The following is a 21,514-nucleotide window of genomic DNA, read 5'->3' on the forward strand; positions in this document are numbered from 1 at the left end:
AAGGTCAGTCTTTTTCTTGTGAGAGCAATGAGGGGTATGGCGGATTTTGATCCTGTTTTGTTCTCGTTAGCACAGGTTGTCCCAGCTTTCCAAGAGCCTAAAAACTTACTCGTTGCCGATCAGATATTGCCGCTCATAACGAAGACCAAGGCTGGTCAACATCTCGTAGCCAATCGTGCCGGCGGCACGCGCCACCTCATCCACCGGAATATTTGACCCGAAGAGCTCGATATAGTCGCCCGCACGAATGGCACGTTCCGGCACGTCGGTGACGTCGAAAATTGTGAGGTCCATGGTGATGCGACCGGCGACTGGAACGCGGTAGCCATTGATGAAGCCTTCCGCGCCGCCACGGCCCATCTCGCGCAACGGAATGCCAGAGCCGGAGAGCGATCGCGAATATCCATCGGCATAGCCCACAGCCGCGATTGCCAGACGGCTCGCACGCTTCAACTGATAGGTGCCGCCATAACTTACCGTTTGCCCTTCACCGGCTTCGCGAATCTGGATGATCCGCGCCTCTGCCTTGGCGACGGGGCGCATGGGATTCTGCATGTCGCTGACGGCTTCGCCGCCGTAAAGTGAGATGCCTGGACGCGTCAGGTCGAAGTGGTATTCCGGGCCGAGGAAGATTCCGGCAGAGGCTGAAAGGCTTGATTCGATACCTTCGAAAACGGCACTAACCCTTCGAAATGATTCAAGCTGCGCCTTGTTCATCGGCGAAGAGGGGGTATCGGCGCTCGCAAGGTGGGACATGACCAGTACGGGATCGAAGCTTGCCGGCCGTGTCGGGTCATCGGCCAGATAAAGCGCGTCTTCGACTGGAAGCCCAAGGCGGTTGAAACCGATATCCACATGCAGCGCAAACGGATGGTCGCCGCGCTCGGCCAGAGCGCTCGTCCAGAAGGAGAGCTGTTCCTCCGAAGCTATCACCGGCACGAGATCATGGGCGAAGACATCGCGTTCCTGGCCCGGCCAAATTCCAGACAGCACGAAGATGCGCGCCTCCGGCGCATGAGGGCGAAGGGTGACACCTTCCGCGACGCTGGCAACGAAGAAATCCCGCGCACCGGCGTGATAGAGCGTCGAGCCGCAATCCTCGATCCCCATACCATAGGCATCCGCTTTCACCACAGCTGCCGCCCGCGCCTTGCCAGAGCGTCGCTGCATGTCGCGCCAGTTATCGGCAAGCGCCGCGAGATCGATGGTCAGCCGAAGTGGCGCGGTTTCGAATGCGTCTGCATCCATTTCGGAAAAGCTGTCATCGAGGTCGTCTGTCATGGCCGTGCACCCTTTCACTGTCGCCGTGGTCTATCACTTTTGTTCAAGACCGTCATGACGGATTGGGCTAAACCTTGCCTATGCACAATGTTTCGCAGGAACAGGCCACCGATCACATGCCGCTTTCACGCGCAGAAACCACTTGGTTTTGGCGTGATAAGCGTTTCAAAGGCATGGAGTGCATGACGGCGACGTTCCTCACGCATGAATTCTCGCCACACGCGCATGACACCTTTTCCATCGGCGCCATCGAAAACGGCTCGCAGATTTCCACCATCAAAGGCACGACCGAGCGGACCGGCCCCGGCCATCTTTATCTCATCGATCCCGGCCAGATTCACGATGGCGCACCCGGCGGCGATGGCTACAGATACCGCATGATCTATCCGGATGTGGCACTTCTGTCCGACGTGATCGAAGACGTGACCGGCCGCGCCTTTCATGGCACGCCGTCCTTTCCAAGCTTCCTGCCGCATGACCCGAAGATGGCGCAGGCCTTTCAAATCGCTCATCGCAGGCTGGAAAGCGGGGCAGGCGCACTAGAAGCGGATGAGGGTATGTTCTCGGTTCTCGCCGAACTCTTCTCCCGTCACGGCAGCGCCATCATCCTGCCTGTTGAGACACGCGAGAAAACCGCGGTCTATCAGGCACGGGATTATCTCAACGACAACTTCGATACGGATGTGGGACTGGAAGAACTGGCGAGTATGGCCGGTCTCAGCCGCGCCCATCTGATCCGCGCCTTCCGCCGTGAATTCCACATCACGCCGCATGCCTATCTGACCGATATCCGCATCCGCCGGGCGAGACATTTGTTGCGCAGGGGAGAAAGCCCCGCATCCGTGGCGCTTGAATGTGGCTTCGCCGATCAGGCGCATTTTACCCGCCACTTCAAGGCGCGTACCGGCGTGACGCCGGGCCAGTTTCGCGCTGCCTAAACCGCGGCATCACTTTCGTTCAATACGGTTCACTGACGACCCCCTAGATGCTTCTCCTGAACAGGAGAATGACATGTTGAGCAAGACCCCGCCTGAAAAACCACAGGAACTGATCATCGGATTGAAAGCCGCTTCGCCGCTGCTCGTCGCCATGGTGCCGATCGGCATGGTCTTCGGCACGATTGCCGTGAGCAAGGGGCTGTCGCCCTTGGAAGCCTGCCTGATGTCGCTTTTCGTTTTCGCCGGTGGTGCGCAATTCGTAGCCATGGATTTGTGGACGCATCCTGCAAGCTGGGCAGCGCTCGGTTTTGCAGCACTCCTCGTCAATCTCAGGCACATACTGATGAGCGCCTCCATCGCCGCGAAGATGGAAAGTTTCAAGCCCTGGCAGCGCTGGCTCGCCATGCCTGTCCTGACGGACGAATCCTGGGCGTTGGCGGAATTTCGCAGCATGACGAGCACGCTCCGTCCGGCATTTTTCGCCGCCGCCGCGCTCTCGATCTATGCCGTCTGGAACCTGTCGACGCTCGCGGGCGCTCTGCTCGGTTCTGTCATGGGTGATACAACCGTTATCGGCCTCGACTTTGCATTTCCGGCGGTCTTTATCGTGCTTCTGATGGGGTTCTGGAAAGGCAGGCAAACGGGTTTCGTTCTTCTGGCGAGTGCGACCGCCGCCTTCCTCACCCATCGATACGTACCCGGCGCATGGTACATAGCCGCCGGTGCTCTCGCAGGACTGGCCGTCGCCGGTTTTGCCAAGGACGAGCGGGAGATGCCCCGATGAGCCTTGACGCCAACACGGTGCTGACCATCCTCGCCATGGCCGTCGCGACACTTGCGACACGCTTCGGCGGTCTCGTTCTCATCCGCCATGTCCAAATGACGGATCGGGCTAAACGCGCGCTCAACGCGGTGCCGCCCGCAGTGCTGATGGCCGTCGTCACGCCAACCGCCTTGACGAGCGGCCTTGCCGAAACCATCGGCTGCGCTGTCACCGCCCTTGCGGCGACTCGCCTTTCACTTCTGCCTGCCGCAGCTGCGGGTGTGATAACCGTGGCGGTTTTGCGCGCGCTTGGGCTGTAGTCCAGCGACCCCAGGGTTGTGCAGACTTGACAACGGCGCTATGTCCGGGACGACGACTTTCTAGTTTGTGAAAAGCGGGAGGACCGTTTTGTTCAAAGACTACAAGATCGCCTTCCGGCCTTTGCTGCGGATTTATCAGGACGATCTGAGGACTTCCTGGCGTTCGATCGTCGTTCTGATCGTTACGATATTCACAGGCGCGCTCTTATCAGTATCCGGCCCTTATGTGTTTTCGCGGATCATCGATGACGTGCCCAAACAGGCCGGTCCGTGGATCATGGCATTTTCCCTCTATGCGATCCTGACAGCCCTGGCCACCGGTATTCAGCGCTGTACGCAATATCTCGCTGTGATCCATTCGGAACGGCTGGAACTGGTGGCGACCACGCGCTTTTTCGAAAGAATCACGCGCAAGCAAGCCGCCTTTTTTACCGACCATAATCCGGCGGAAATCCAGCAGGCGCAGATGCAGGGCGCATCCGCTGCGTCGATTTTGATGCAGATCGGCCTGATCTATTTCGTGCCCGGACTGGCCAATTTTCTGTTTAGCATAATCGTGCTGGGCGCGGCGATCAGCCTGGAGCTGGTTCTGATCGTTCTTTGTTACGGTGCCTTCTTCATCGGCCTGACACTTGCCTCCAACCGCTTCACCAATCGCTATCTGGAGCAGGCAATAGATGCCGGGCAGCACAATGCTGCATTCGTCGGCAACGCGTTGAATATGATCGAACCTCTTCGGCACACTGGCAGCACAGCATGGATGCAGCAACGCTTCGGCGACAATGCGACTGCGATCTACCAGAACTGGCGGCTTTATTCGCTCCGGCGGATCGCTTTCGTTTCAACAATCGCTTTGGCGCTCTGCGTTCAACTTATCCTCAGCTTCTGGCTGCTCCTTCCGCGCTATCAGCAAGGCCTCATTTCCGTCGGCGATGTCGTTCTGTTCAACACGTTACTTCTTCAACTCAACACGCCTTTTGAGATGATCGGGCAATCGGTCAGCGAAGCCATGCGGTCGCTTGCCCGCTTCATGCCCTGCGCCCGCATGTGGATGGCGCCGGAGGAGGGGGAGGAGGTAGGAGCCAGGCCTGCACCTGCGCTTGTACAGAACATCGAACTTCAAAATGTCGGCTTCCGTTACGACAATGGCCGTGGCGTAAGTAACGTTTCTTTCACCGCATCACGGGAACGGCTGACATTCATTACCGGCGAAACTGGTTCCGGTAAGTCTACCCTGTTCAAGCTCCTGCAAAAGACGATAACGCCGCAGGAGGGGCGCGTCCTCGTCGATGGTGTGGAGCTAGGCGAGGTCGGCAAAAGCAGTTGGTACGCGGTGATCGGCATTGTGCCGCAGGAAATTCAACTCCTCAATGACAGCCTTCGCACCAATATCGTTCTTGGTCGCCCGCATGATGAAGAGCGCTTGCGCAAGGTCGCGGATCAGGCTGCCATCTTGAAACGTATTGAAGGAATGGCGGATGGCTTCGATACGATTGTCGGGGAGAGGGGCCAGAAACTATCCGGTGGTGAGCGCCAGCGTATTGCCATTGCACGCGCGCTCTACGGCGCGCCGTCAATCCTGCTTCTCGATGAAGCGAGCTCGGCCCTCGATGAAGAAACCGAGCGTGAGATCATGGATCAGCTCCGCAAACTGGACGGGGATCTGACGATTATCGCTATCACCCACCGCCAAAGTTCCATTCGGCCGCAGGATCAGGTCATTGCCTTGAAAGAGGTAGAGGCAAGGGATTCAGTTTCTGAACCGCCTCCGCTATCACCTTAAAAAGATTCTGCCTGACGTTCAGTCAACATCAGGCAGAAACGGCATCAGTGTTCTTCGTACTGGCTGAAGGATGGATCGGCGAGATCCGCAAAGCGGGTGAACTCTGCCTGGAAGGCGAGCTTGACGGTGCCGGTCGGTCCGTGACGCTGCTTGGCGATGATGACGTCGGCCGTGCCCTTCACCTTGTCGAACAGCGATTCCCATTCGGCATATTTCGGGTCTGCCGGATCCCGCGGCTCCATGTTCTTGACGTAATATTCCTCACGGAACACGAAGAGCACCACGTCGGCGTCCTGCTCGATGGAGCCCGATTCACGAAGGTCGGAGAGCTGCGGGCGCTTGTCCTCGCGGCTTTCAACCGCACGGGAGAGCTGTGAGAGCGCAATGATCGGAACGTTGAGTTCCTTTCCGAGTGCCTTGAGGCCGGTGGTGATCTGGGTGATTTCCTGCACGCGGTTTTCGCCGCCCTTGCCGGACCCGGTCATCAGCTGAACGTAGTCGACCACCAGAACATCGAGACCCCGCTGGCGCTTCAGGCGGCGCGCGCGAGCGGCAAGCTGGGCAATCGAGATACCACCGGTCTGGTCGATGTAAAGCGGCACCTTCTGCATCATCTGGCTGCAGGCAACGAGCTTTTCGAAATCGGCTTCGGTGATATCACCACGGCGGATTTTCGAGGACGAGACCTCGGTCTGCTCAGAGATGATACGGGTTGCGAGCTGTTCGGACGACATTTCGAGAGAGTAGAAGCCGACCACGCCGCCATTCTTGGCCTTATACGTACCGTCCGGCTGCACTTCCTGCTCATAGGCGGCCGCGATGTTATAGGCGATGTTGGTGGCAAGCGACGTCTTACCCATACCAGGACGTCCGGCAAGGACGATCAAGTCCGATCGCTGCAGACCGCCCATGCGGGCATCGAGAGAATGAATGCCTGTGGAAATACCGGAGAGATTGCCGTCACGCTCGAAAGCCGCGCCGGCCATGTCGATCGCCAGTGCCACCGCGTCGTTGAACGATTGGAAGCCGCCATCATAGCGACCGGTTTCGGCAAGTTCGAACAGGCGGCGCTCGGTGTCTTCGATCTGTGCCTGCGGCGGCATGTCGAGCGGCGCGTCATAAGCGATGTTGACGACATCCTCGCCGATTTGAATCAGCGCGCGGCGAAGCGCCAGATCATAGATCGCCCGGCCGTAATCCTCGGCGTTGATGATCGAAACCGCCTCGGCGGCGAGACGCGCAAGATACTGGGCGACGGTCAGGTCGCCGACCTTATCGTCTGCCGGAAGGAAGGTCTTGATGGTGACGGGGTTGGCCGTCTTACCCATGCGGATGATATCGCCTGCGACCTCGAAAATCTTGCGGTGCAGCGGCTCGTAAAGATGCACCGGCTTCAAAAAGTCAGACACGCGATAATAGGCGTCGTTGTTGACGAGGATCGCGCCCAGCAGCGCCTGCTCGGCTTCAATGTTGTTTGGCGCCTCGCGATAGAGCGGTTCGGCGGCGGGCGCTGGGGTGATCTTTCTCACGGCGTCGTTCATGGTCTCGCGATCTCCCTTTAGAGCTCTACGCATCCTTGCGAATGCACAGGGCACGCTCTAACTTTTTCATCTCGGCATCCAGCTTTGCGGAAATTCACTTCGATTTCCAGCTTGGCGCGGTAGCCTTCTGTCTGCTGCAAGCCTGTCGGTTTGAAGCTTGGCGTCGTCGCCGTCAATGACCTTGAGGCAACACTGGCCTCCCACCTTACCTAAAGAGAGGCGCGGCCCCCAACATAGTGGGTTGTCCCCATCAATCCACAGGACGATTCGCACGATGCTGGGCAGGCCGCGCGAATCACGCACTCTCTGTCATGATTTTAAAGCATGGCTCCAATCCGCCAAACACACTTGAATTTTAGCAAAGATAAAAATAGATAGGGGCAAAATAAGTAGCTACCTAATTATAAGGTCTAAGTACGTTGTCCCGGATTACCGAGAAAGAACAGCTTTTCGATGAGATGGCGGCCTTCAACCGCAAGCTCCGCTCGTTCTTCGATGCCCGCGTTGCCGAAAAAGGGCTGACTTTGGCGCGAGCGCGCACATTGTTCGCACTTTCGAGGAGAGGTTCGCTGACGCAGAAGGAACTCGCCGAGGAGCTGGAAATAGAAACGCCGACGCTCGTGCGGCTGTTGGATGCCATGGAGAAACAAAAGCTCATCGAACGGCGTTCTGACGAGATCGATCGGAGGGCGAAGCAAATTCACATGACACCCGCCGGACTGCAGACATTCGAAGATGTGGATGCGCAGGCGAAAGCCATGCGAGCTGAGGTCGCGCTGGATATCTCAACAGATGAGATCCGCGTGGCGCTGAACGTGGTGAGACGCCTTACCGGCAATCTGCAGAAACTCTCGGAAGGAGGGGTGGCGTCGTGAGCAATGCCATAACGAGCACGCGCGATGCGCCTTTAGACGAAGTCGAGGACGAGGCTGCACTGTCGGCTGGCACTGCCTCTGCGCCGCAGCAGGCTGCAGCAGTACCGCCAGCACAGCCTGCCGAAAAGTCCTTCAGCCAAAAACTGATGTATATCGCTTCCGGCCTTGCCTTCTTCATCACGCAAGGCATGGGCATGAACATCGTCATGGCCAATATCTACCAGTTGCAGGGCGAATTTTCCGGCACGGTGGCAGAGGTCGCGTGGCTTTCGGCCGCCTATATGGCGCCTTACGCGACATTTTCGATCGCGCTGTTCAAGGTGCGCCAGCAATATGGCCTGCGCCCCTTCGCGGAAATCAGCATTATCGCTTTCGTGCTGGCCTCCTGCCTCAACCTTTTCGTCACCGATCTGCATTCGGCCATCGTCGTGCGCTTCGTCAGCGGTATGGCAGCAGCGCCTTTGTCGTCGCTCGGGTTCCTCTACATTCTCGAAGCTTTCCCCGTGCAGCGCAAGCTGACCCTCGGCCTCAGCATCGCGTTGACCGGCACGCTTCTGGCTGCTCCTCTCGCCCGTATCGTCTCACCAGCTCTGTTGCAGATCGACGGCTGGCAGGCGCTCTACAGCATGGAAGTGGGCTTGGCGCTTGCTGTTTTGCCGATCATCTATCTGTTGCCTCTGACGCCGCCGCCGCGGGTCAAGGTCATCGAACGCATCGATATTTTGAGCTACCTGCTTTTCGCCGGCGGGCTTGGTTGTCTCGCCGTCTTCCTGACGCTCGGCCGCTTCTACTGGTGGTTCGAGACCTGGTGGCTCGGCGTTCTTCTGGCGACCTCGATCGGCCTCTTGACCGTGATGACGATGATCGAACTGCCACGAAAGAACCCGATGCTCGATCTGCGCTGGATTTTTTCGCGCACCAATCTGCATCTTATCGCAGTCCTGCTGGTCTATCGTGCCGTCTCGTCGGAGCAATCCTCCACCGCCGTCAGCCTCTACCAGCAGCTTGGCATCCTTAATGACCAGACGATGGGCCTTTACGGGCTGATCATTCTAGCGACGATCCTTGGCGGTGCGACCTGTGCCTTGTTGATGCTGACGAAATATGTCGAGACAGCGCATGTGATTGCACTGTCCTGCATCGCGCTTGGCGCCTTTATGGACAGTACATCGACGAACCTGACGAGGCCCGAACAGATGTATCTGAGCCAGGCGATGATCGCGTTTGGCGCTGCCATGTTCCTCCCGCCGGTGATGGCGAAGGGCTTTGGTGCCGCGCTGGCTAAAGGCCCTCCCTATCTAGTCAATTTCATCACCATCTTCCTGTTCACGCAGATTACAGGATCGATGCTGACGACGGGTCTATTGGGCTCCTTCGTGACGCTGAGGGAAAAATTCCACTCCAATATTCTCGTGGAAAGCATCCTTCTGCAAAATCCGCAGGTCGCGCAGCGTATCAGCCAGCTTTCCGGTGCCTATAGCCATGTGCTGACCGATCCGACGCTTCTAAGGGCAGAAGGCGTGACTCTGCTGGCACAGCAAGTGTCGAGAGAGGCCTATATTCTTGCCTATAACGATACCTTCCTGCTGATCGCCGTCTGCGCTGCTGCCGCTCTCGTGATGCTGCTTCTTCACCTGGCTTGGCTGCGCATCAAACCATTGATGACGGGCGGTGATAGTGCCGCCGCCGTTTCCCAATCCTGATCCTTCAGAGACATAAAATGCTAAAGAAGATTTTCACACCCGTTACCCTTATCGTTCTTCTCGGCGGCATCGCCGGGGTCGCGTTGGTGCTTTACGCCTGGCGCCTGCCACCCTTTTCCAGCCATGTCGAAATGACCGACAATGCCTATGTGCGCGGCTACGTCACCACAATGAGCCCGCAGGTCAGCGGCTACGTCGTGGATGTTCCGGTCAAGGATTATCAGGAGGTCAAGCAAGGTGACCTTCTGGTCAAGATCGACGACCGCATCTTCCGCCAGAGACTGGCCCAGGCCGAAGCCACACTTGCCGGCCAGACGGCAGCCTCGGATAATTCACGCCAGCAGGAGAATGCTGCCCGCGCCAATATCGCGTCCAGCCAGGCCGCGGTGGATAGCGCCGAAGCGTCCCTGAAACAGGCGCAGCTTGCTGCCGATCGTCAGAACAACTTGATCCGTAGCGGCGTCGGAACGTCAAGTCTCCAGGAAGAGGCGCAGGCCAATCTCGAAAAGTCCCGCGCCGGGCTGTCGCAGGCCAAGGCGGCACTCGAAGTTGCCCGCCAGGATTTACAGACCATCATCGTCAATCGCAGCTCGCTTCAGGCCGCCGTTGCCAATGCGCAGGCCGCGGTGGAGCTTGCCAGGATCGATCTGCAGAACACCGAGATCAAGGCACCGCGTGATGGCGAACTGGGTGAGGTCGGCGCACGTGTCGGCCAATATGTCGCCGCCGGCAGCCAGTTGATGGCGGTCGTTCCGCATGAGGTCTGGGTCGTTGCCAACTTCAAGGAAACTCAGCTTGCGGGCATGGAAGTTGGGCAGCCTGTCTCGATCTCAGTCGACGCGCTGCATCATCGCAAATTGACGGGCAAGGTCGAGCGCTTCTCGCCCGCCGCCGGTTCGGAGTTTGCGGTGATCAAGCCGGATAATGCCACGGGCAATTTCGTCAAGATCGCGCAGAGAATCGGCGTGCGCGTGTCGATCGATCCGGACCAGCCGGCCGCTTTAGAACTGTCGCCAGGCATGTCCGTGGTGGTGCGCGTCGATAAGAGCAAGGCGCCGGTGACGGAAGAGACGGCGGCCAAGTAGCCATTTCGCCTGCCTTCCACGGTCAAGCCTTTCAGCCATTATCGCAGGCTGAAAGGCTTTGCTTTTTCAGGTGTGGTTCTGCACTCAGCCGTCCCGCCAATCCGCGGGTAGGCAGAAGATTTCTCGAAACCCTTTGTCACCCGCGGCGGTGATCTTCAACGCGCGGCTATCGGCGCGGCGTGTCACCCAGCCAAGATCGAGTGCGCGCTGGAAAAGCGCGGTACCAAGGCGTCCGGCAATGTGGTGCCGTCTCTCGCTCCAGTCCAGGCATGTGCGGCAAAGCGGTCGCTTCGACCGATGGCCATCATCGAGGTCGATCCCGAAATCTACCAAGAAGGCCTTGCCCGTTTCCGTCACAAGCGCACCCTCATCGGAAAGCAGAACGTGCCCTCTGCCGCTAAGACTGTCGGCCATCGCCACCGCAAGCCGGCCTGCGATGTGGTCGTAGCAACTGCGGGCGAGCCGCATGTCCATCTCTTTCTGTCCGATGGGATGATGTCGTTTCGGCCCTGCGGCGGCAATCGACATCAGTGCATCGATCCCGTGGGCAACCTGCGCCGAAGCAAGCCGGTAGTAGCGGTGGCGGCCCTGTTTCACTGTCGTCAGCAGATTGGCGTCCACCATCTTCGCCAGATGCTCGCTGCCCGTCTGCGGCGTCACACCCGCATCTCGCGACAACTCACCTGCTGTCAGCGCTTGGCCGCCCATAAGCGCGCAGAGCATATTTGCTCGCGTCGTATCGCCAATCAGACTGGCGACGGCGGCAATGGTGTTGGGCGAGGCGATACCGGTCATGCGGCAACAGTATCATCTGAGCATACGCGCGTCAGCGGCGCATTGTTCGGCCGGTACCGAAGCTTTCCATTGCAGCGCAACGCTATAAAGAAGGATCGCTTTGACAGAGAGACTGACAGAATGGCCGATAAAAAACTGCTGCCCGAACTTGCCCTGCTCGTGTTGCTGGGGTGCCTGTGGGGCGGTTCCTACACTTTCATCAAGATCGGCATCGAGACGATCCCGCCGCTGACGCTGATTGCGGCGCGAACGGCCATTGCCGGCAGCATCCTGACGCTTATCATCCTCTGGCGGGGCTTGAGGTTTCCAAAAGATCCAGCACTTTGGAAGATGTTTGCCATCCAGGCGGTGCTGAACAGCGTCCTTCCCTTCACGCTGATTGCCTGGGCAGAGCATTACATCGATGCCGGGCTTGCGGTCATTCTCAACTCGCTGACGCCGGTCTTTACCTTCCTGCTGACGGCGATCATCACCCGCCATGAGGTGGTGAATGGCCGCAAGCTGTTCGGCGTGACGATCGGCCTTGTCGGAACCGTGGTCATGATTGGCGTTCAGGCGCTGAATGGTCTCGGCGATGTGGTGCTGGCGCAAATGGCCGTTATTCTTCCCACCGCCTTTTATGCAGGCGCGGCGATCTTCGGAAAGAATTTTAAGGGTATCGATTCGATGATCCCTGCTGCAGCCTCGCTGATCTGCGGGGCGATCATTCTCATTCCGGTGAGCCTGGTGGTGGACCGCCCTTGGGAGCTTGCACCCTCAACGCGTTCGATTGCGGCCCTGATCGGGCTCTCGATATTCTCCACCGCGCTCGCCTTCACCATCTATTTCCGCCTCGTCCGCACGTTGGGATCTCTAGGAACAACGGCGCAGGCCTATGTGCGCGTGCCCGTAGGCGTGGCGATCGGTGTGATATTTCTGGGTGAGCAACTGCATGCAAGCACGATGATCGGGCTTGTGTGTATTCTGGCTGGCGTCATCGCCATGACGCTGCCGTCACGCATGCCGACCAGAGTGACGACAGCGGCGAAAGCCATCGGCGAATAGTTTTCGCAACGCCCAAACAAAAACCCCGGATGTCGCCATCCGGGGTTTTGTCTTTGAGCCAAAGGCCCGAAGAGATTAGTCGTCGTCGCCGTCGCGGTCAGCTTCCGGGTCGAAGAAGTCTTCCGGACGCAGGGCATCTTCGTCAACGCCATAGATGGCGTCAGCGGAGGTGAGGTTTTCACCCTTTGCCTGACGCTCAGCTTCTTCAGCCGAACGGGCAACGTTCAGCTCAACCTGAAGCTCGACTTCCGAGTGCAGGTGAAGCGTGACGTTGTGGAGACCGATGGTCTTGATCGGGGTGTTGAGTTCAACCTGGTTACGACCAACGTTGAAGCCTTCGGCACCGAGGATTTCGACGACGTCGCGAGCAGCAACAGAACCGTAGAGCTGGCCGGTTTCGCCAGCGGAACGAACGACGATGAAGCTCTTGCCTTCGAGTGCGTCGGCAACCTTCTGGGCTTCGGACTTGCGCTCGAGGTTACGGGCTTCGAGCGTTGCGCGCTCGTTTTCGAAACGTGCCTTGTTGGCAGAGTTGGCGCGCAGCGCCTTGCCCTGCGGCAGCAGGAAGTTACGTGCATAGCCGTCGCGAACCTTTACGGTTTCGCCCATCTGGCCAAGCTTTGCGATACGCTCGAGAAGAATGACTTCCATCTTCTTGATCCTTTCTTATTTAGAGTTGGTTTCGTTCGATTGATCGGAGTTCCTCGCAGGCGTCAGAGAGATCGTGCTGCGCACGTCGCTGAGGCCTAAGAGGAGGATGAAGAACAGCGGAAACATGAAGACCGCTGAAAGGTATGCGAGGACGAGAACCGGCAAGCGCCAGTCCTTTCCCTTGGAACGGTGATGCAGCGAGGCGTAACCCGCCATGATGAATCCCGCGCCGAATGTGCCGCAAAGGACCGCACCGACCATGGCGGGAACACCGCCAAAAAAGGTCAGGACGATGCCCGCAAGAAAAATGAAGATCGCGTTGCGATGCATGCGAAGTGCTGCTGCGATATCTTCGCGTGGGCGCAGGCCCTTGCCGAAGGATCGCACCATGCGGCTTGCGAAATAGTAGGCCGCGAACAAGAGCATGACCCAGAGCCCGCCCTGGATCATCGGCAGCATCAGAACAAGAAGCGACTTGGTTTGCGCAAGTGCTGCGGGGTCTGGCTTGAAGGTCGATTCGCTTGCCTGCACCGACGCCATCATCAGATCGACCATCTGCGAAACAAGTTCCGGACCATAGCCGATCATTGTGCCGAGAATGATGACCGAGACGGTGATCAGCGCACACAGATGCAAGATGATGCCGGAAAGCGGATACCAGGCCATCAGGTCTTCGGGGCCGCCGATTTCAGCCGCAGGCCGCGCAAGGTTTGCGAGGTGAGAGAGCCAGCCAGCCGGGATCAGCGTAAAGATCGCGATCGTCACGGCAAAAAGCGGGGAGACGGCAAGGGCGCCAAGGAGGCCTGCGGAGAGAACGGCAACGATGGCCGCGGCATTGCCCCAGCCGAGACCGGCAACGAGAACCGGCATGGCGGAAGCCGCATAAAGCAGGAAAGACATCGACGACTGTGCCGTTGCGCCAAGCGTCAGAAACGCGGCGCATATGCCGGCAAGAATGCCGGTGATCAGCACTGTCTGGTTCAATTGTCTCAACGTCGCTGTCCTGCTTGTCTTAGCAGTTAGAGGACCGTTCATCCGAACGTCGTCCCCAACATGGGGTTTGGTATCAGTCGATCCGCGCCCAACGCGGAAGGAGTTTGGAACTCTCGAAAACGCTGATTAAGAGTCAGCTGCTCCAAGAGGAAGAACGAGGTCGCGCCAAAACGCGACCTCAAAACGTAAATTACGCTACGACGTAAGGCAGCAGGCCGAGGAAGCGTGCACGCTTGATCGCCTGAGCGAGTTCGCGCTGCTTCTTCTGGGAAACGGCGGTGATGCGCGAAGGAACGATCTTGCCGCGCTCGGAAATGTAGCGCTGCAGGAGACGAACGTCCTTGTAGTCGATCTTCGGAGCGTTAGCGCCGGAGAAGGGGCACGTCTTGCGACGGCGGTGGAACGGGCGGCGTGCCTGGGAAGAGGATGCGTCAGCCATTATTGTTTCTCCTTATGCACGGTCTTCGCGCGGACGGCGCGGACGGTCTTCGCGCGGTGCGCCATCACGGGGACCGCGGTCGCCACGGTCAGGACGGTCGCCGTCGCGGCGTGGGCGGTCGTCACGGTCGCGCTTCTGCAACATGGCAGACGGGCCTTCTTCGTGAGCTTCCACAGCGATGGTCATGTAACGAAGAACGTCTTCGTTGATGCGCATCTGACGCTCGATTTCGTGGATAGCCGCCGCCGGAGCGTCGATGTCCATCAGAGCGTAGTGAGCCTTGCGGTTCTTCTTGATGCGGTAGGTGAGGGACTTCAGACCCCAGTTCTCGATGCGTCCGACTTTACCGCCAAACGATTCGATAACGCCCTTGTACTGTTCGACAAGTGCGTCGACCTGCTGGGCAGTGATATCCTGCCGGGCAAGGAAGATGTGTTCGTAAAGAGCCATTTAAGCTTTGCCTTTCTTGCGTTTCATTCATCACCCGGCAACGGCGCTAAGCCTCAACGACTGCTCTTGATCGGAAAACCGGAGGCAAGAAAAGCGTTGTTCGAGACGGTCGAGAGCGGAGACACGGGAGGCCGGAAAAACCTTATGGTTCCTGCTGTTTCGAAATCGAAACCAGCCCTCCGTTCAGCCACCAGCCATAAGACCGGGTGTTGTGAACAGCGCGCTTATACGGATTTTTGTCCGGAATGCAAGCGCGCTGCCCGAAAAAGCCTGTGCGGCCAGCTTTGATCAGATCGGCATCGGATACTGGCGATGGATATCGGCGATGCCCTTCAGTACATCGTCGGAGAGTGTGACATCGGCTGCGGCAATGTCCGTCTTCAACTGCTCCATCGTGGTTGCGCCGATGATGACGGACGCCATGAAAGGACGGGTGAGGCAAAACGCAATGGCGAGCTGCGCCGGATCGATCCCAGCCTCATAGGCCAGTTCCAGATAGGCCTTCACTGGTGCTTCCTGGAGAGGCTGAAGGCGTCCGCCAATATCGTGATTGATCGAGCCGCGCGATCCTTCCGGGCGCGCACCGTTCTGGTACTTGCCGGTGAGGATGCCACCTGCCAGCGGAGAATAGGCAAGCAGGCCGACATCTTCGTGGTGAGCCACTTCCGCCAGATCGAGGTCGAAGCTGCGATAGAGAAGATTATACTCGTTCTGAATGGAGGCGACGCGCGGAAGGCCCTTGGCCTCGGCAATATCGATATATTTCTGCGTACCCCAGGCGCTTTCATTTGAGAGGCCGATGGCGCGGATCTTGCCAGCTTTCACCAGCTCGCTCAGCGTCTCGAGCTTCTCGTTGAACTCTTCGAGGGTTTTTGCTTTGTTCTGTTTGGAAGCATCGAAGCTCCAGGCGCCACGGAAATGATAAGTGCCTCGGTTCGGCCAGTGGATCTGGTACAGGTCGATATAGTCGGTCTTCAGGCGCTTCAGGCTGGTGTCGACGGCTTCGCGAATGGCTGCCGCATCGATATCGCGACCGCCTCGAATGTAATCGCGCCCGGAACCTGCGACCTTGGTGGCCAGAACCACCTCGCTGCGCTTGCCGCTCTTCTCAAACCACGTTCCGATATAGTCTTCCGTGCGCCCTTGCGTTTCTGCAGAGACTGGCGTGGTCGGGTAAAGCTCGGCGGTATCGAAGAAGTTCACGCCCTGTTCGAGCGCGTAGTCCATCTGCTCATGGGCTTCGGCCTCAGTGTTCTGCGTACCCCATGTCATCGTGCCAAGGCAGATTTCCGACACGGAAATGCCCGTGCGTCCCAACGTGTTCTGTTTCATGGAAATGTCTCGTTTTGCTTGGAAGGTGGGCAGAAAGTAATGCGGAATTGCCGCAGCGCAAGAAAAAACATTCCATCTCAATCTCTGTGGAAGAGGTTGGCGAAACGGATAGCAAAGGCGTCGTCAGCGGCGCAAAGCCTTGACTTTGCGGGGTCGGAATGTGAATGGAGAGCCCCAACAATGGAAGTGAAGGCCCAAGAACAGGCCAAAAAAGAAGGACCGCATTCCATGGCTATCGCATTCACATTTCCCGGCCAGGGCAGCCAGGCTGTCGGCATGGGCAAGGATCTGGCAGAGAATTTTGCAGAAGCCCGCGCCGTTTTCGAGGAAGTCGATGAAGCATTGGGACAGAAACTGTCCGACATCATGTGGAATGGTCCGGAAGAGACGCTGACGCTGACCGCCAATGCGCAGCCGGCACTGATGGTGGTGTCCGTTGCCGTGATGCGCGTCCTGGAAGCACGTGGCCTGAAGCTCGCTGAAAAAGTGTCCTATGTTGCCGGCCATTCGCTTGGCGAATATTCGGCGCTTTGTGCAGCGGGTGCCTTCTCACTGGCCGATACGGCTCGTCTTTTGCGCATCCGCGGCAATGCGATGCAGGCTGCGGTCCCCGTAGGCGAGGGCGCCATGGCGGCGATTATCGGCCTTGAGCATGGCGATGTGGAGGCCATTTGCGCGGAAGCCACGACCGATGGCGTTTGCCAGATCGCCAATGATAATGGTGGCGGTCAGTTGGTGATTTCCGGTGCGAAGGCACCGGTCGAAAAGGCGGCGGCGCTTGCTTCGGAAAAGGGCGCCAAGCGTGCCATCATGCTGCCGGTCTCCGCACCCTTCCATTCGGCGCTGATGGCGCCTGCCGCAGAGGCGATGCGCGAGGCGTTGGCTTCGGTCAAGAAGAACGATCCGGTCGTTCCGGTTGTCGCCAATGTGCGCGCAGCACCCGTATCGGATGCCGATGAGATCGCCTCTTTGCTGGTTGAGCAGGTGACGGGCCAGGTTCGCTGGCGCGAAACGGTCGAGTGGTTTGCCGCAAATGACGTGACCACGCTTTACGAGATCGGCTCTGGCAAGGTTCTGACAGGCCTCGCTCGCCGCATCGACAAGACTGTCAACGGCGTTGCCGTTAATTCCCCTGCGGATATCGAAGCCGCGCTTCAGACGCTTCTCGGCTGAGTTCAAAAGATACAATAAAGGACGAACAGCATGTTTGATCTGACTGGCCGCAAGGCTCTCATTACCGGCGCGACCGGCGGTATCGGCGAAGAAATCGCCCGTACGCTTCATGCCCAGGGCGCCACCGTGGGCCTTCACGGCACCCGCGTCGAAAAGCTGGAGGCGCTTGCCTCCGAGCTTGGCGAGCGCGTCAAGATTTTCCCGGCCAACCTGGCTGATCGCGCAGAGGTCAAGGCACTTGGCGAGAAGGCGGAAGCCGAGCTTGAAGGCGTTGACATTCTCGTCAACAATGCGGGCATCACCAAGGACGGCCTCTTTGTTCGTATGAGTGACGAGGACTGGGACAATGTTCTGGAGGTCAATCTGACATCCATGTTCCGTCTGACACGCGAGCTGACACACCCGATGATGCGTCGCCGTTTCGGCCGCATCATCAACATCACCTCCATCGTCGGTGTCACCGGCAATGCTGGCCAGACGAATTACTGCGCCTCGAAGGCTGGCATGATCGGCTTTTCCAAGTCGCTTGCTCAGGAAATTGCAGTTCGCAACGTGACCGTGAACTGCGTTGCACCTGGTTTCATCGAAAGCGCCATGACCGGCAAGCTGAACGAAAAGCAGAAGGAAGGCATCATGGGAGCTATCCCGATGAAGCGCATGGGAACAGGCGCTGAAATCGCTTCTGCCGTGCTCTACCTTGCTTCCAACGAAGCCGGTTACATGACCGGCCAGACGCTGCACGTCAACGGCGGCATGGCAATGATCTGATCCATCATGCCTGAAAATCCGCTGTGATTTTCGTCAGGCGTGATTGGACGATCCAACAGGTGAAAGCGCCTTGCATCTTGCTGTGGTGGCGCTTGCACACTTCGGCTTCTAACATGTATCCAAAAGAAAATTGCCTGTAGAGCGCGTGTGTTAGCGCTATTTTAAGGCTTTTTTCCCGCAGGAAAGCATGTTAAGCGGGCGAAGACTGTGAACAGTCGTCCCGGAGTGACAGGCGGCCGTTGCGATTTCTTGCGACGATGTTAGCTTGACCGGGTTGAACGGGTTTGCCCACGGTGCCTGCCTTGAAAGGTGCTTGGGGGTTTTAACAGGGCAGGGTGCCTGAAGGGGCATTCCTTTCAAAGTAAAGGTCGAGGAAACCGACATGAGCGATATCGCAGAACGCGTAAAGAAAATTGTAGTTGATCATCTTGGCGTTGACGCCGACAAAGTCGTTGAAGGCGCAAGCTTCATCGACGACCTGGGCGCTGACTCGCTCGACACCGTTGAACTGGTTATGGCGTTCGAAGAAGAATTCGGCGTTGAAATTCCAGACGACGCAGCTGACTCGATCCTGACTGTTGGCGACGCTGTCAAGTTCATCGAAAAGGCTCAGGCCTAATCTTTGAATGGATCAAGGGAAGGCCGCAAAGCCTTCCCGCTGTGGCCCGGCCTGTCCGGGCCAATATTTTATCATGCGGTCTCTTCTTGGCCGGGTGAAGCGTGTCGCACGCTAAATGACATATACCACACCTATGATTGGATTATGAGGGCGCACAATTGACTTTGAGACGTGTCGTTATCACAGGTACCGGCATGGTATCTCCCCTTGGTTGTGGAACGGAAGTGACCTGGGAGCGGCTGCTGGCCGGTCAGAATGGCGCCCGTCTCGTCACGGAATTCGAAGTCGACGATCTGCCCGCGAAAATTGCCTGCCGCATTCCTGTCGGTGACGGCACCGATGGCACCTTCAATGCCGATGACTGGATGGAGCCGAAAGAGCAGCGCAAGGTCGATCCCTTCATCATCTACGGCATGGCGGCCGCCGAGATGGCGTTGAACGACGCCAACTGGCACCCGGAAACCGACGAAGACCAGATCATGACCGGCGTGCTGATCGGCTCCGGCATTGGTGGCCTGGAAGGCATCGTTGAGGCGGGCTATACGCTACGCGACAAGGGACCGCGCCGTGTATCCCCTTTCTTCATTCCAGGGCGTCTGATCAACCTCGTCTCCGGCCAGGTGTCCATCCGGCATAAGCTTCGCGGTCCGAACCATTCGGTCGTGACAGCATGCTCCACCGGTGCGCATGCCATTGGCGATGCTGCCCGTCTGATCGGGCTCGGCGACGCCGATGTGATGGTCGCAGGTGGTGCCGAATCGCCCGTATGCCGCATTTCACTCGCCGGCTTTGCCGCCTGTAAAGCGTTGTCCACGCAGCATAACGACGATCCGCAGAAGGCGTCTCGCCCCTATGACCGCGACCGTGACGGTTTTGTCATGGGCGAGGGTGCCGGCATTGTTGTTCTCGAAGAACTGGAACATGCCAAGGCACGTGGCGCGAAGATCTATGCCGAAGTCGTCGGCTATGGTTTGTCGGGTGACGCTTTCCACATCACCGCTCCTTCCGAGGATGGCGAAGGTGCGTATCGCTGCATGTCGATGGCGCTGAAGCGCGCTGGCCTCACGCCTGCCGATATCGACTACATCAACGCTCACGGCACCTCGACCATGGCCGATACGATCGAGCTTGGCGCGGTCGAGCGCCTGGTGGGTGACTCGGCCTCGAAGATTTCGATGTCTTCCACCAAATCGGCAACAGGCCATCTTCTTGGCGCAGCGGGCGCAATCGAAGCGATTTTCGCGACACTCGCGATCCGCGACAACATCGTCCCGCCGACGCTCAATCTCGACAATCCCGATGTCGAGACCGCGATCGATCTTGTGCCGCACAAGGCGCGCAAGCGCGACGTTAATGTGGCGCTGTCGAACTCCTTCGGCTTCGGCGGCACCAACGCATCACTCGTGCTGCGTCGTTACGAAGGCTGAAGATCGGACTGACTTGCTAAGCCTGTCAGCAGGGGCGGCTACTTGCCGCCCTTCCGAGAATCGATCAGAACGTTTTCGGCATTCCCGGTATGATGCCGGGATCGCCCGATCTGCCAGTTGTTCGAAACTAGGGATGCCAGCGCATTGGTTTTCGATGAACTGGAACGGTGGAGGAACCTCTCTTCGTCAACGAAGATGTGTTTGATCCCTTTACTTGTAGAGAGTGCAGAATAGCCTGCCGAACCTGTTTTTGCCGCATTGCCTGCTCAAATAAGCCGTTGTAATGCCGAACTGAAAAGGACCGCCGGTGAGCGATAACAGAGAGAACAATCAGCCCCCCTACGACCGTGACAGCTCCTATGAGAGCAAGGGTGGACCGATCATTCCAAAATCGCCGACCGAGGCTCTGAGACCTGAAAAAGTGCCTGAGCCGCCGAAGCGCTCGCGCAAGGCCCACAGCCAGACAGTGATCTTCCTGAATTTTCTCATGACGCTGATCGTCGCCGTGACCGTGGTGGGTATTGCCGGCTTCTACTACATGATCCACGCGTTTCATGAGCCTGGCCCCCTTGCGACCAACACGACCATCACCGTGCGCAATGGCGCGGGTCTGGCAGAGATCGCGAACACGCTGGAGCGTAGCGACGCCATTTCCAACGGCCGCATCTTCCGCCTGATGGCGGATCGCTACATGTCCGCCGGCCAGACACCGAAGCCGGGTGAATATGAGATCAAAGCCCATGCATCGATGAAGGATATTCTGTCCTTGCTGGAATCGGGCAAGTCGATCCTCTACACGGTTGCCTTCCCGGAAGGCCTGACCGTCAAGCAGATGTTCGCACGCCTTGCAGCAGACCCGGTGCTCGAAGGTGATCTTCCAACCGAAGTGCCCCCCGAAGGCAGCCTTCGTCCGGATACCTATCCCTTTACCCGCGGCACCAAGCGCGAGGAAATCGTGCGGCAGATGCGTGCGGCGCAGACGAAGCTGGTCGAAATGCTCTGGGAGCGCCGCGATCCGAACCTGCCGCTGAAGACGGTCGAGGAGTTCGTCACACTCGCCTCCATCGTTGAGAAGGAAACCGGCAAGGATGATGAGCGCGGTCACGTCGCATCGGTTTTCTATAACCGCATGAAAAAGAACATGCGTCTGCAATCCGACCCAACTATCATTTACGGACTGTTCGGCGGTGAGGGCAAGCCGTCCGACCGGCCGATCTATCAGTCGGATCTGCAAAAAGAGACGCCCTTCAACACCTACATCATTCGTGGCCTGCCACCGCACCCGATCGCCAATCCGGGCCGTGCGGCGCTCGAGGCGACAGCCAATCCGTGGCGGACGGACGATCTCTACTTTGTGGCCGATGGCACCGGTGGCCACGTCTTTGCCAAGACGCTGGATGAGCACAACGCCAATGTCCGTCGCTGGCGTAAGATCGAAGCCGAAAAAGCTGCTGCCGGTGGCGCATCCGAAACCGTTGTCGACGGTCAGCCGGGTGGCAATCAGGCGGAGAAGCCGGCGAACTGATAGATAGGC

Annotated in this window: 21 protein-coding genes; 13 read left to right on the forward strand and 8 right to left on the reverse strand. The window is 58.3% G+C overall.

What is annotated here, in order from left to right:
* Nucleotides 1–105: 105 nt before the first annotated feature.
* Entirely contained in the window at nt 106–1,281 is a 1,176-nt protein-coding gene (alr, locus tag QE408_RS13740; RefSeq protein ID WP_306931988.1) for an alanine racemase, read from the reverse strand.
* A gap of 80 nt (nt 1,282–1,361) precedes the next feature.
* Between alr and QE408_RS13745 the strand changes: the two genes are divergently transcribed.
* The 4 genes from QE408_RS13745 to QE408_RS13760 all read left to right on the forward strand — a co-directional run bounded on the left by QE408_RS13745 (nt 1,362) and on the right by QE408_RS13760 (nt 5,085).
* On the forward strand, nt 1,362–2,219 hold the full coding sequence (locus tag QE408_RS13745; RefSeq protein WP_306934802.1) for an AraC family transcriptional regulator: 858 nt from the start codon (nt 1,362–1,364) through the stop codon (nt 2,217–2,219).
* A 73-nt stretch (nt 2,220–2,292) separates the two neighbouring features.
* The gene (locus QE408_RS13750; RefSeq protein ID WP_306931990.1) at nt 2,293–3,003 is read left to right on the forward strand and encodes an AzlC family ABC transporter permease; all 711 of its coding nucleotides are present in this window, start codon (nt 2,293–2,295) and stop codon (nt 3,001–3,003) included.
* Complete coding sequence (locus tag QE408_RS13755) at nt 3,000–3,302, forward strand: AzlD family protein (protein WP_306931992.1); 303 nt, start codon at nt 3,000–3,002, stop codon at nt 3,300–3,302. The genes QE408_RS13750 and QE408_RS13755 overlap by 4 nt, the downstream gene beginning before the upstream one ends.
* Nucleotides 3,303–3,390: 88 nt before the next feature.
* A complete protein-coding gene (locus QE408_RS13760) occupies nt 3,391–5,085 on the forward strand; it encodes an ABC transporter ATP-binding protein (RefSeq protein ID WP_306931994.1) in 1,695 nt (564 codons plus the stop codon).
* Nucleotides 5,086–5,129: 44 nt separating this feature from the next.
* On the opposite strand, the gene QE408_RS13765 is transcribed toward QE408_RS13760, so the two are convergent.
* Entirely contained in the window at nt 5,130–6,626 is a 1,497-nt protein-coding gene (locus tag QE408_RS13765; RefSeq protein ID WP_062425631.1) for a replicative DNA helicase, read from the reverse strand.
* Nucleotides 6,627–7,045: 419 nt separating this feature from the next.
* Between QE408_RS13765 and QE408_RS13770 the strand changes: the two genes are divergently transcribed.
* The 3 genes from QE408_RS13770 to QE408_RS13780 all read left to right on the forward strand — a co-directional run bounded on the left by QE408_RS13770 (nt 7,046) and on the right by QE408_RS13780 (nt 10,289).
* Nucleotides 7,046–7,501 carry a MarR family winged helix-turn-helix transcriptional regulator gene (locus tag QE408_RS13770; protein WP_306931997.1) on the forward strand — a complete coding sequence of 152 codons (456 nt, stop codon included), beginning with the start codon at nt 7,046–7,048 and terminating at the stop codon, nt 7,499–7,501.
* Nucleotides 7,502–7,647: 146 nt separating this feature from the next.
* Nucleotides 7,648–9,204, forward strand: coding sequence for an MFS transporter (locus QE408_RS13775; RefSeq protein WP_306934803.1), 1,557 nt, complete (start codon nt 7,648–7,650; stop codon nt 9,202–9,204).
* Nucleotides 9,205–9,221: 17 nt separating this feature from the next.
* Nucleotides 9,222–10,289 (forward strand): HlyD family secretion protein, encoded by a 1,068-nt coding sequence (locus QE408_RS13780; protein ID WP_306931999.1) that lies wholly within the window; start codon nt 9,222–9,224, stop codon nt 10,287–10,289.
* Between the two features lie 84 nt (nt 10,290–10,373).
* Here QE408_RS13780 and QE408_RS13785 read toward each other — a convergent pair whose 3' ends face one another.
* A complete protein-coding gene (locus QE408_RS13785; protein WP_306932001.1) occupies nt 10,374–11,084 on the reverse strand; it encodes an ArsR/SmtB family transcription factor in 711 nt (236 codons plus the stop codon).
* Nucleotides 11,085–11,204: 120 nt separating this feature from the next.
* Here QE408_RS13785 and QE408_RS13790 point away from each other — a divergent pair, with 120 nt between their 5' ends.
* On the forward strand, nt 11,205–12,128 hold the full coding sequence (locus QE408_RS13790; RefSeq protein ID WP_306932002.1) for a DMT family transporter: 924 nt from the start codon (nt 11,205–11,207) through the stop codon (nt 12,126–12,128).
* A gap of 75 nt (nt 12,129–12,203) precedes the next feature.
* On the opposite strand, the gene rplI is transcribed toward QE408_RS13790, so the two are convergent.
* The 5 genes from rplI to QE408_RS13815 all read right to left on the reverse strand — a co-directional run bounded on the left by rplI (nt 12,204) and on the right by QE408_RS13815 (nt 15,993).
* Nucleotides 12,204–12,779, reverse strand: coding sequence for a 50S ribosomal protein L9 (gene rplI, locus QE408_RS13795; protein WP_306932004.1), 576 nt, complete (start codon nt 12,777–12,779; stop codon nt 12,204–12,206).
* A gap of 15 nt (nt 12,780–12,794) precedes the next feature.
* Entirely contained in the window at nt 12,795–13,772 is a 978-nt protein-coding gene (locus tag QE408_RS13800) for a DUF2232 domain-containing protein (protein ID WP_306932007.1), read from the reverse strand.
* 190 nt (nt 13,773–13,962) lie between these two features.
* Nucleotides 13,963–14,211: a 30S ribosomal protein S18 gene (rpsR, locus tag QE408_RS13805; RefSeq protein ID WP_003502063.1), complete on the reverse strand. Its 249-nt coding sequence runs from the start codon at nt 14,209–14,211 to the stop codon at nt 13,963–13,965.
* A gap of 12 nt (nt 14,212–14,223) precedes the next feature.
* On the reverse strand, nt 14,224–14,661 hold the full coding sequence (gene rpsF, locus QE408_RS13810; RefSeq protein ID WP_062425625.1) for a 30S ribosomal protein S6: 438 nt from the start codon (nt 14,659–14,661) through the stop codon (nt 14,224–14,226).
* A gap of 288 nt (nt 14,662–14,949) precedes the next feature.
* Nucleotides 14,950–15,993: an aldo/keto reductase gene (locus tag QE408_RS13815; RefSeq protein WP_306932034.1), complete on the reverse strand. Its 1,044-nt coding sequence runs from the start codon at nt 15,991–15,993 to the stop codon at nt 14,950–14,952.
* 228 nt (nt 15,994–16,221) lie between these two features.
* Here QE408_RS13815 and fabD point away from each other — a divergent pair, with 228 nt between their 5' ends.
* From fabD to mltG, 5 genes are all read left to right on the forward strand, one after another.
* Nucleotides 16,222–17,166 carry an ACP S-malonyltransferase gene (fabD, locus tag QE408_RS13820; protein ID WP_306932035.1) on the forward strand — a complete coding sequence of 315 codons (945 nt, stop codon included), beginning with the start codon at nt 16,222–16,224 and terminating at the stop codon, nt 17,164–17,166.
* A 30-nt stretch (nt 17,167–17,196) separates the two neighbouring features.
* Nucleotides 17,197–17,934, forward strand: coding sequence for a 3-oxoacyl-[acyl-carrier-protein] reductase (gene fabG / locus QE408_RS13825; protein ID WP_306932037.1), 738 nt, complete (start codon nt 17,197–17,199; stop codon nt 17,932–17,934).
* A 382-nt stretch (nt 17,935–18,316) separates the two neighbouring features.
* Nucleotides 18,317–18,553: an acyl carrier protein gene (locus tag QE408_RS13830; protein ID WP_027675866.1), complete on the forward strand. Its 237-nt coding sequence runs from the start codon at nt 18,317–18,319 to the stop codon at nt 18,551–18,553.
* Nucleotides 18,554–18,717: 164 nt separating this feature from the next.
* The gene (gene fabF / locus QE408_RS13835) at nt 18,718–19,980 is read left to right on the forward strand and encodes a beta-ketoacyl-ACP synthase II (RefSeq protein ID WP_306934804.1); all 1,263 of its coding nucleotides are present in this window, start codon (nt 18,718–18,720) and stop codon (nt 19,978–19,980) included.
* Nucleotides 19,981–20,287: 307 nt separating this feature from the next.
* Nucleotides 20,288–21,505, forward strand: coding sequence for an endolytic transglycosylase MltG (gene mltG / locus QE408_RS13840; protein WP_306932042.1), 1,218 nt, complete (start codon nt 20,288–20,290; stop codon nt 21,503–21,505).
* The last annotated feature ends 9 nt before the right edge of the window (nt 21,506–21,514 follow it).

It is taken from the genome of Agrobacterium larrymoorei (assembly GCF_030819275.1).
GTDB classification, from domain to species: domain Bacteria; phylum Pseudomonadota; class Alphaproteobacteria; order Rhizobiales; family Rhizobiaceae; genus Agrobacterium; species Agrobacterium larrymoorei_B.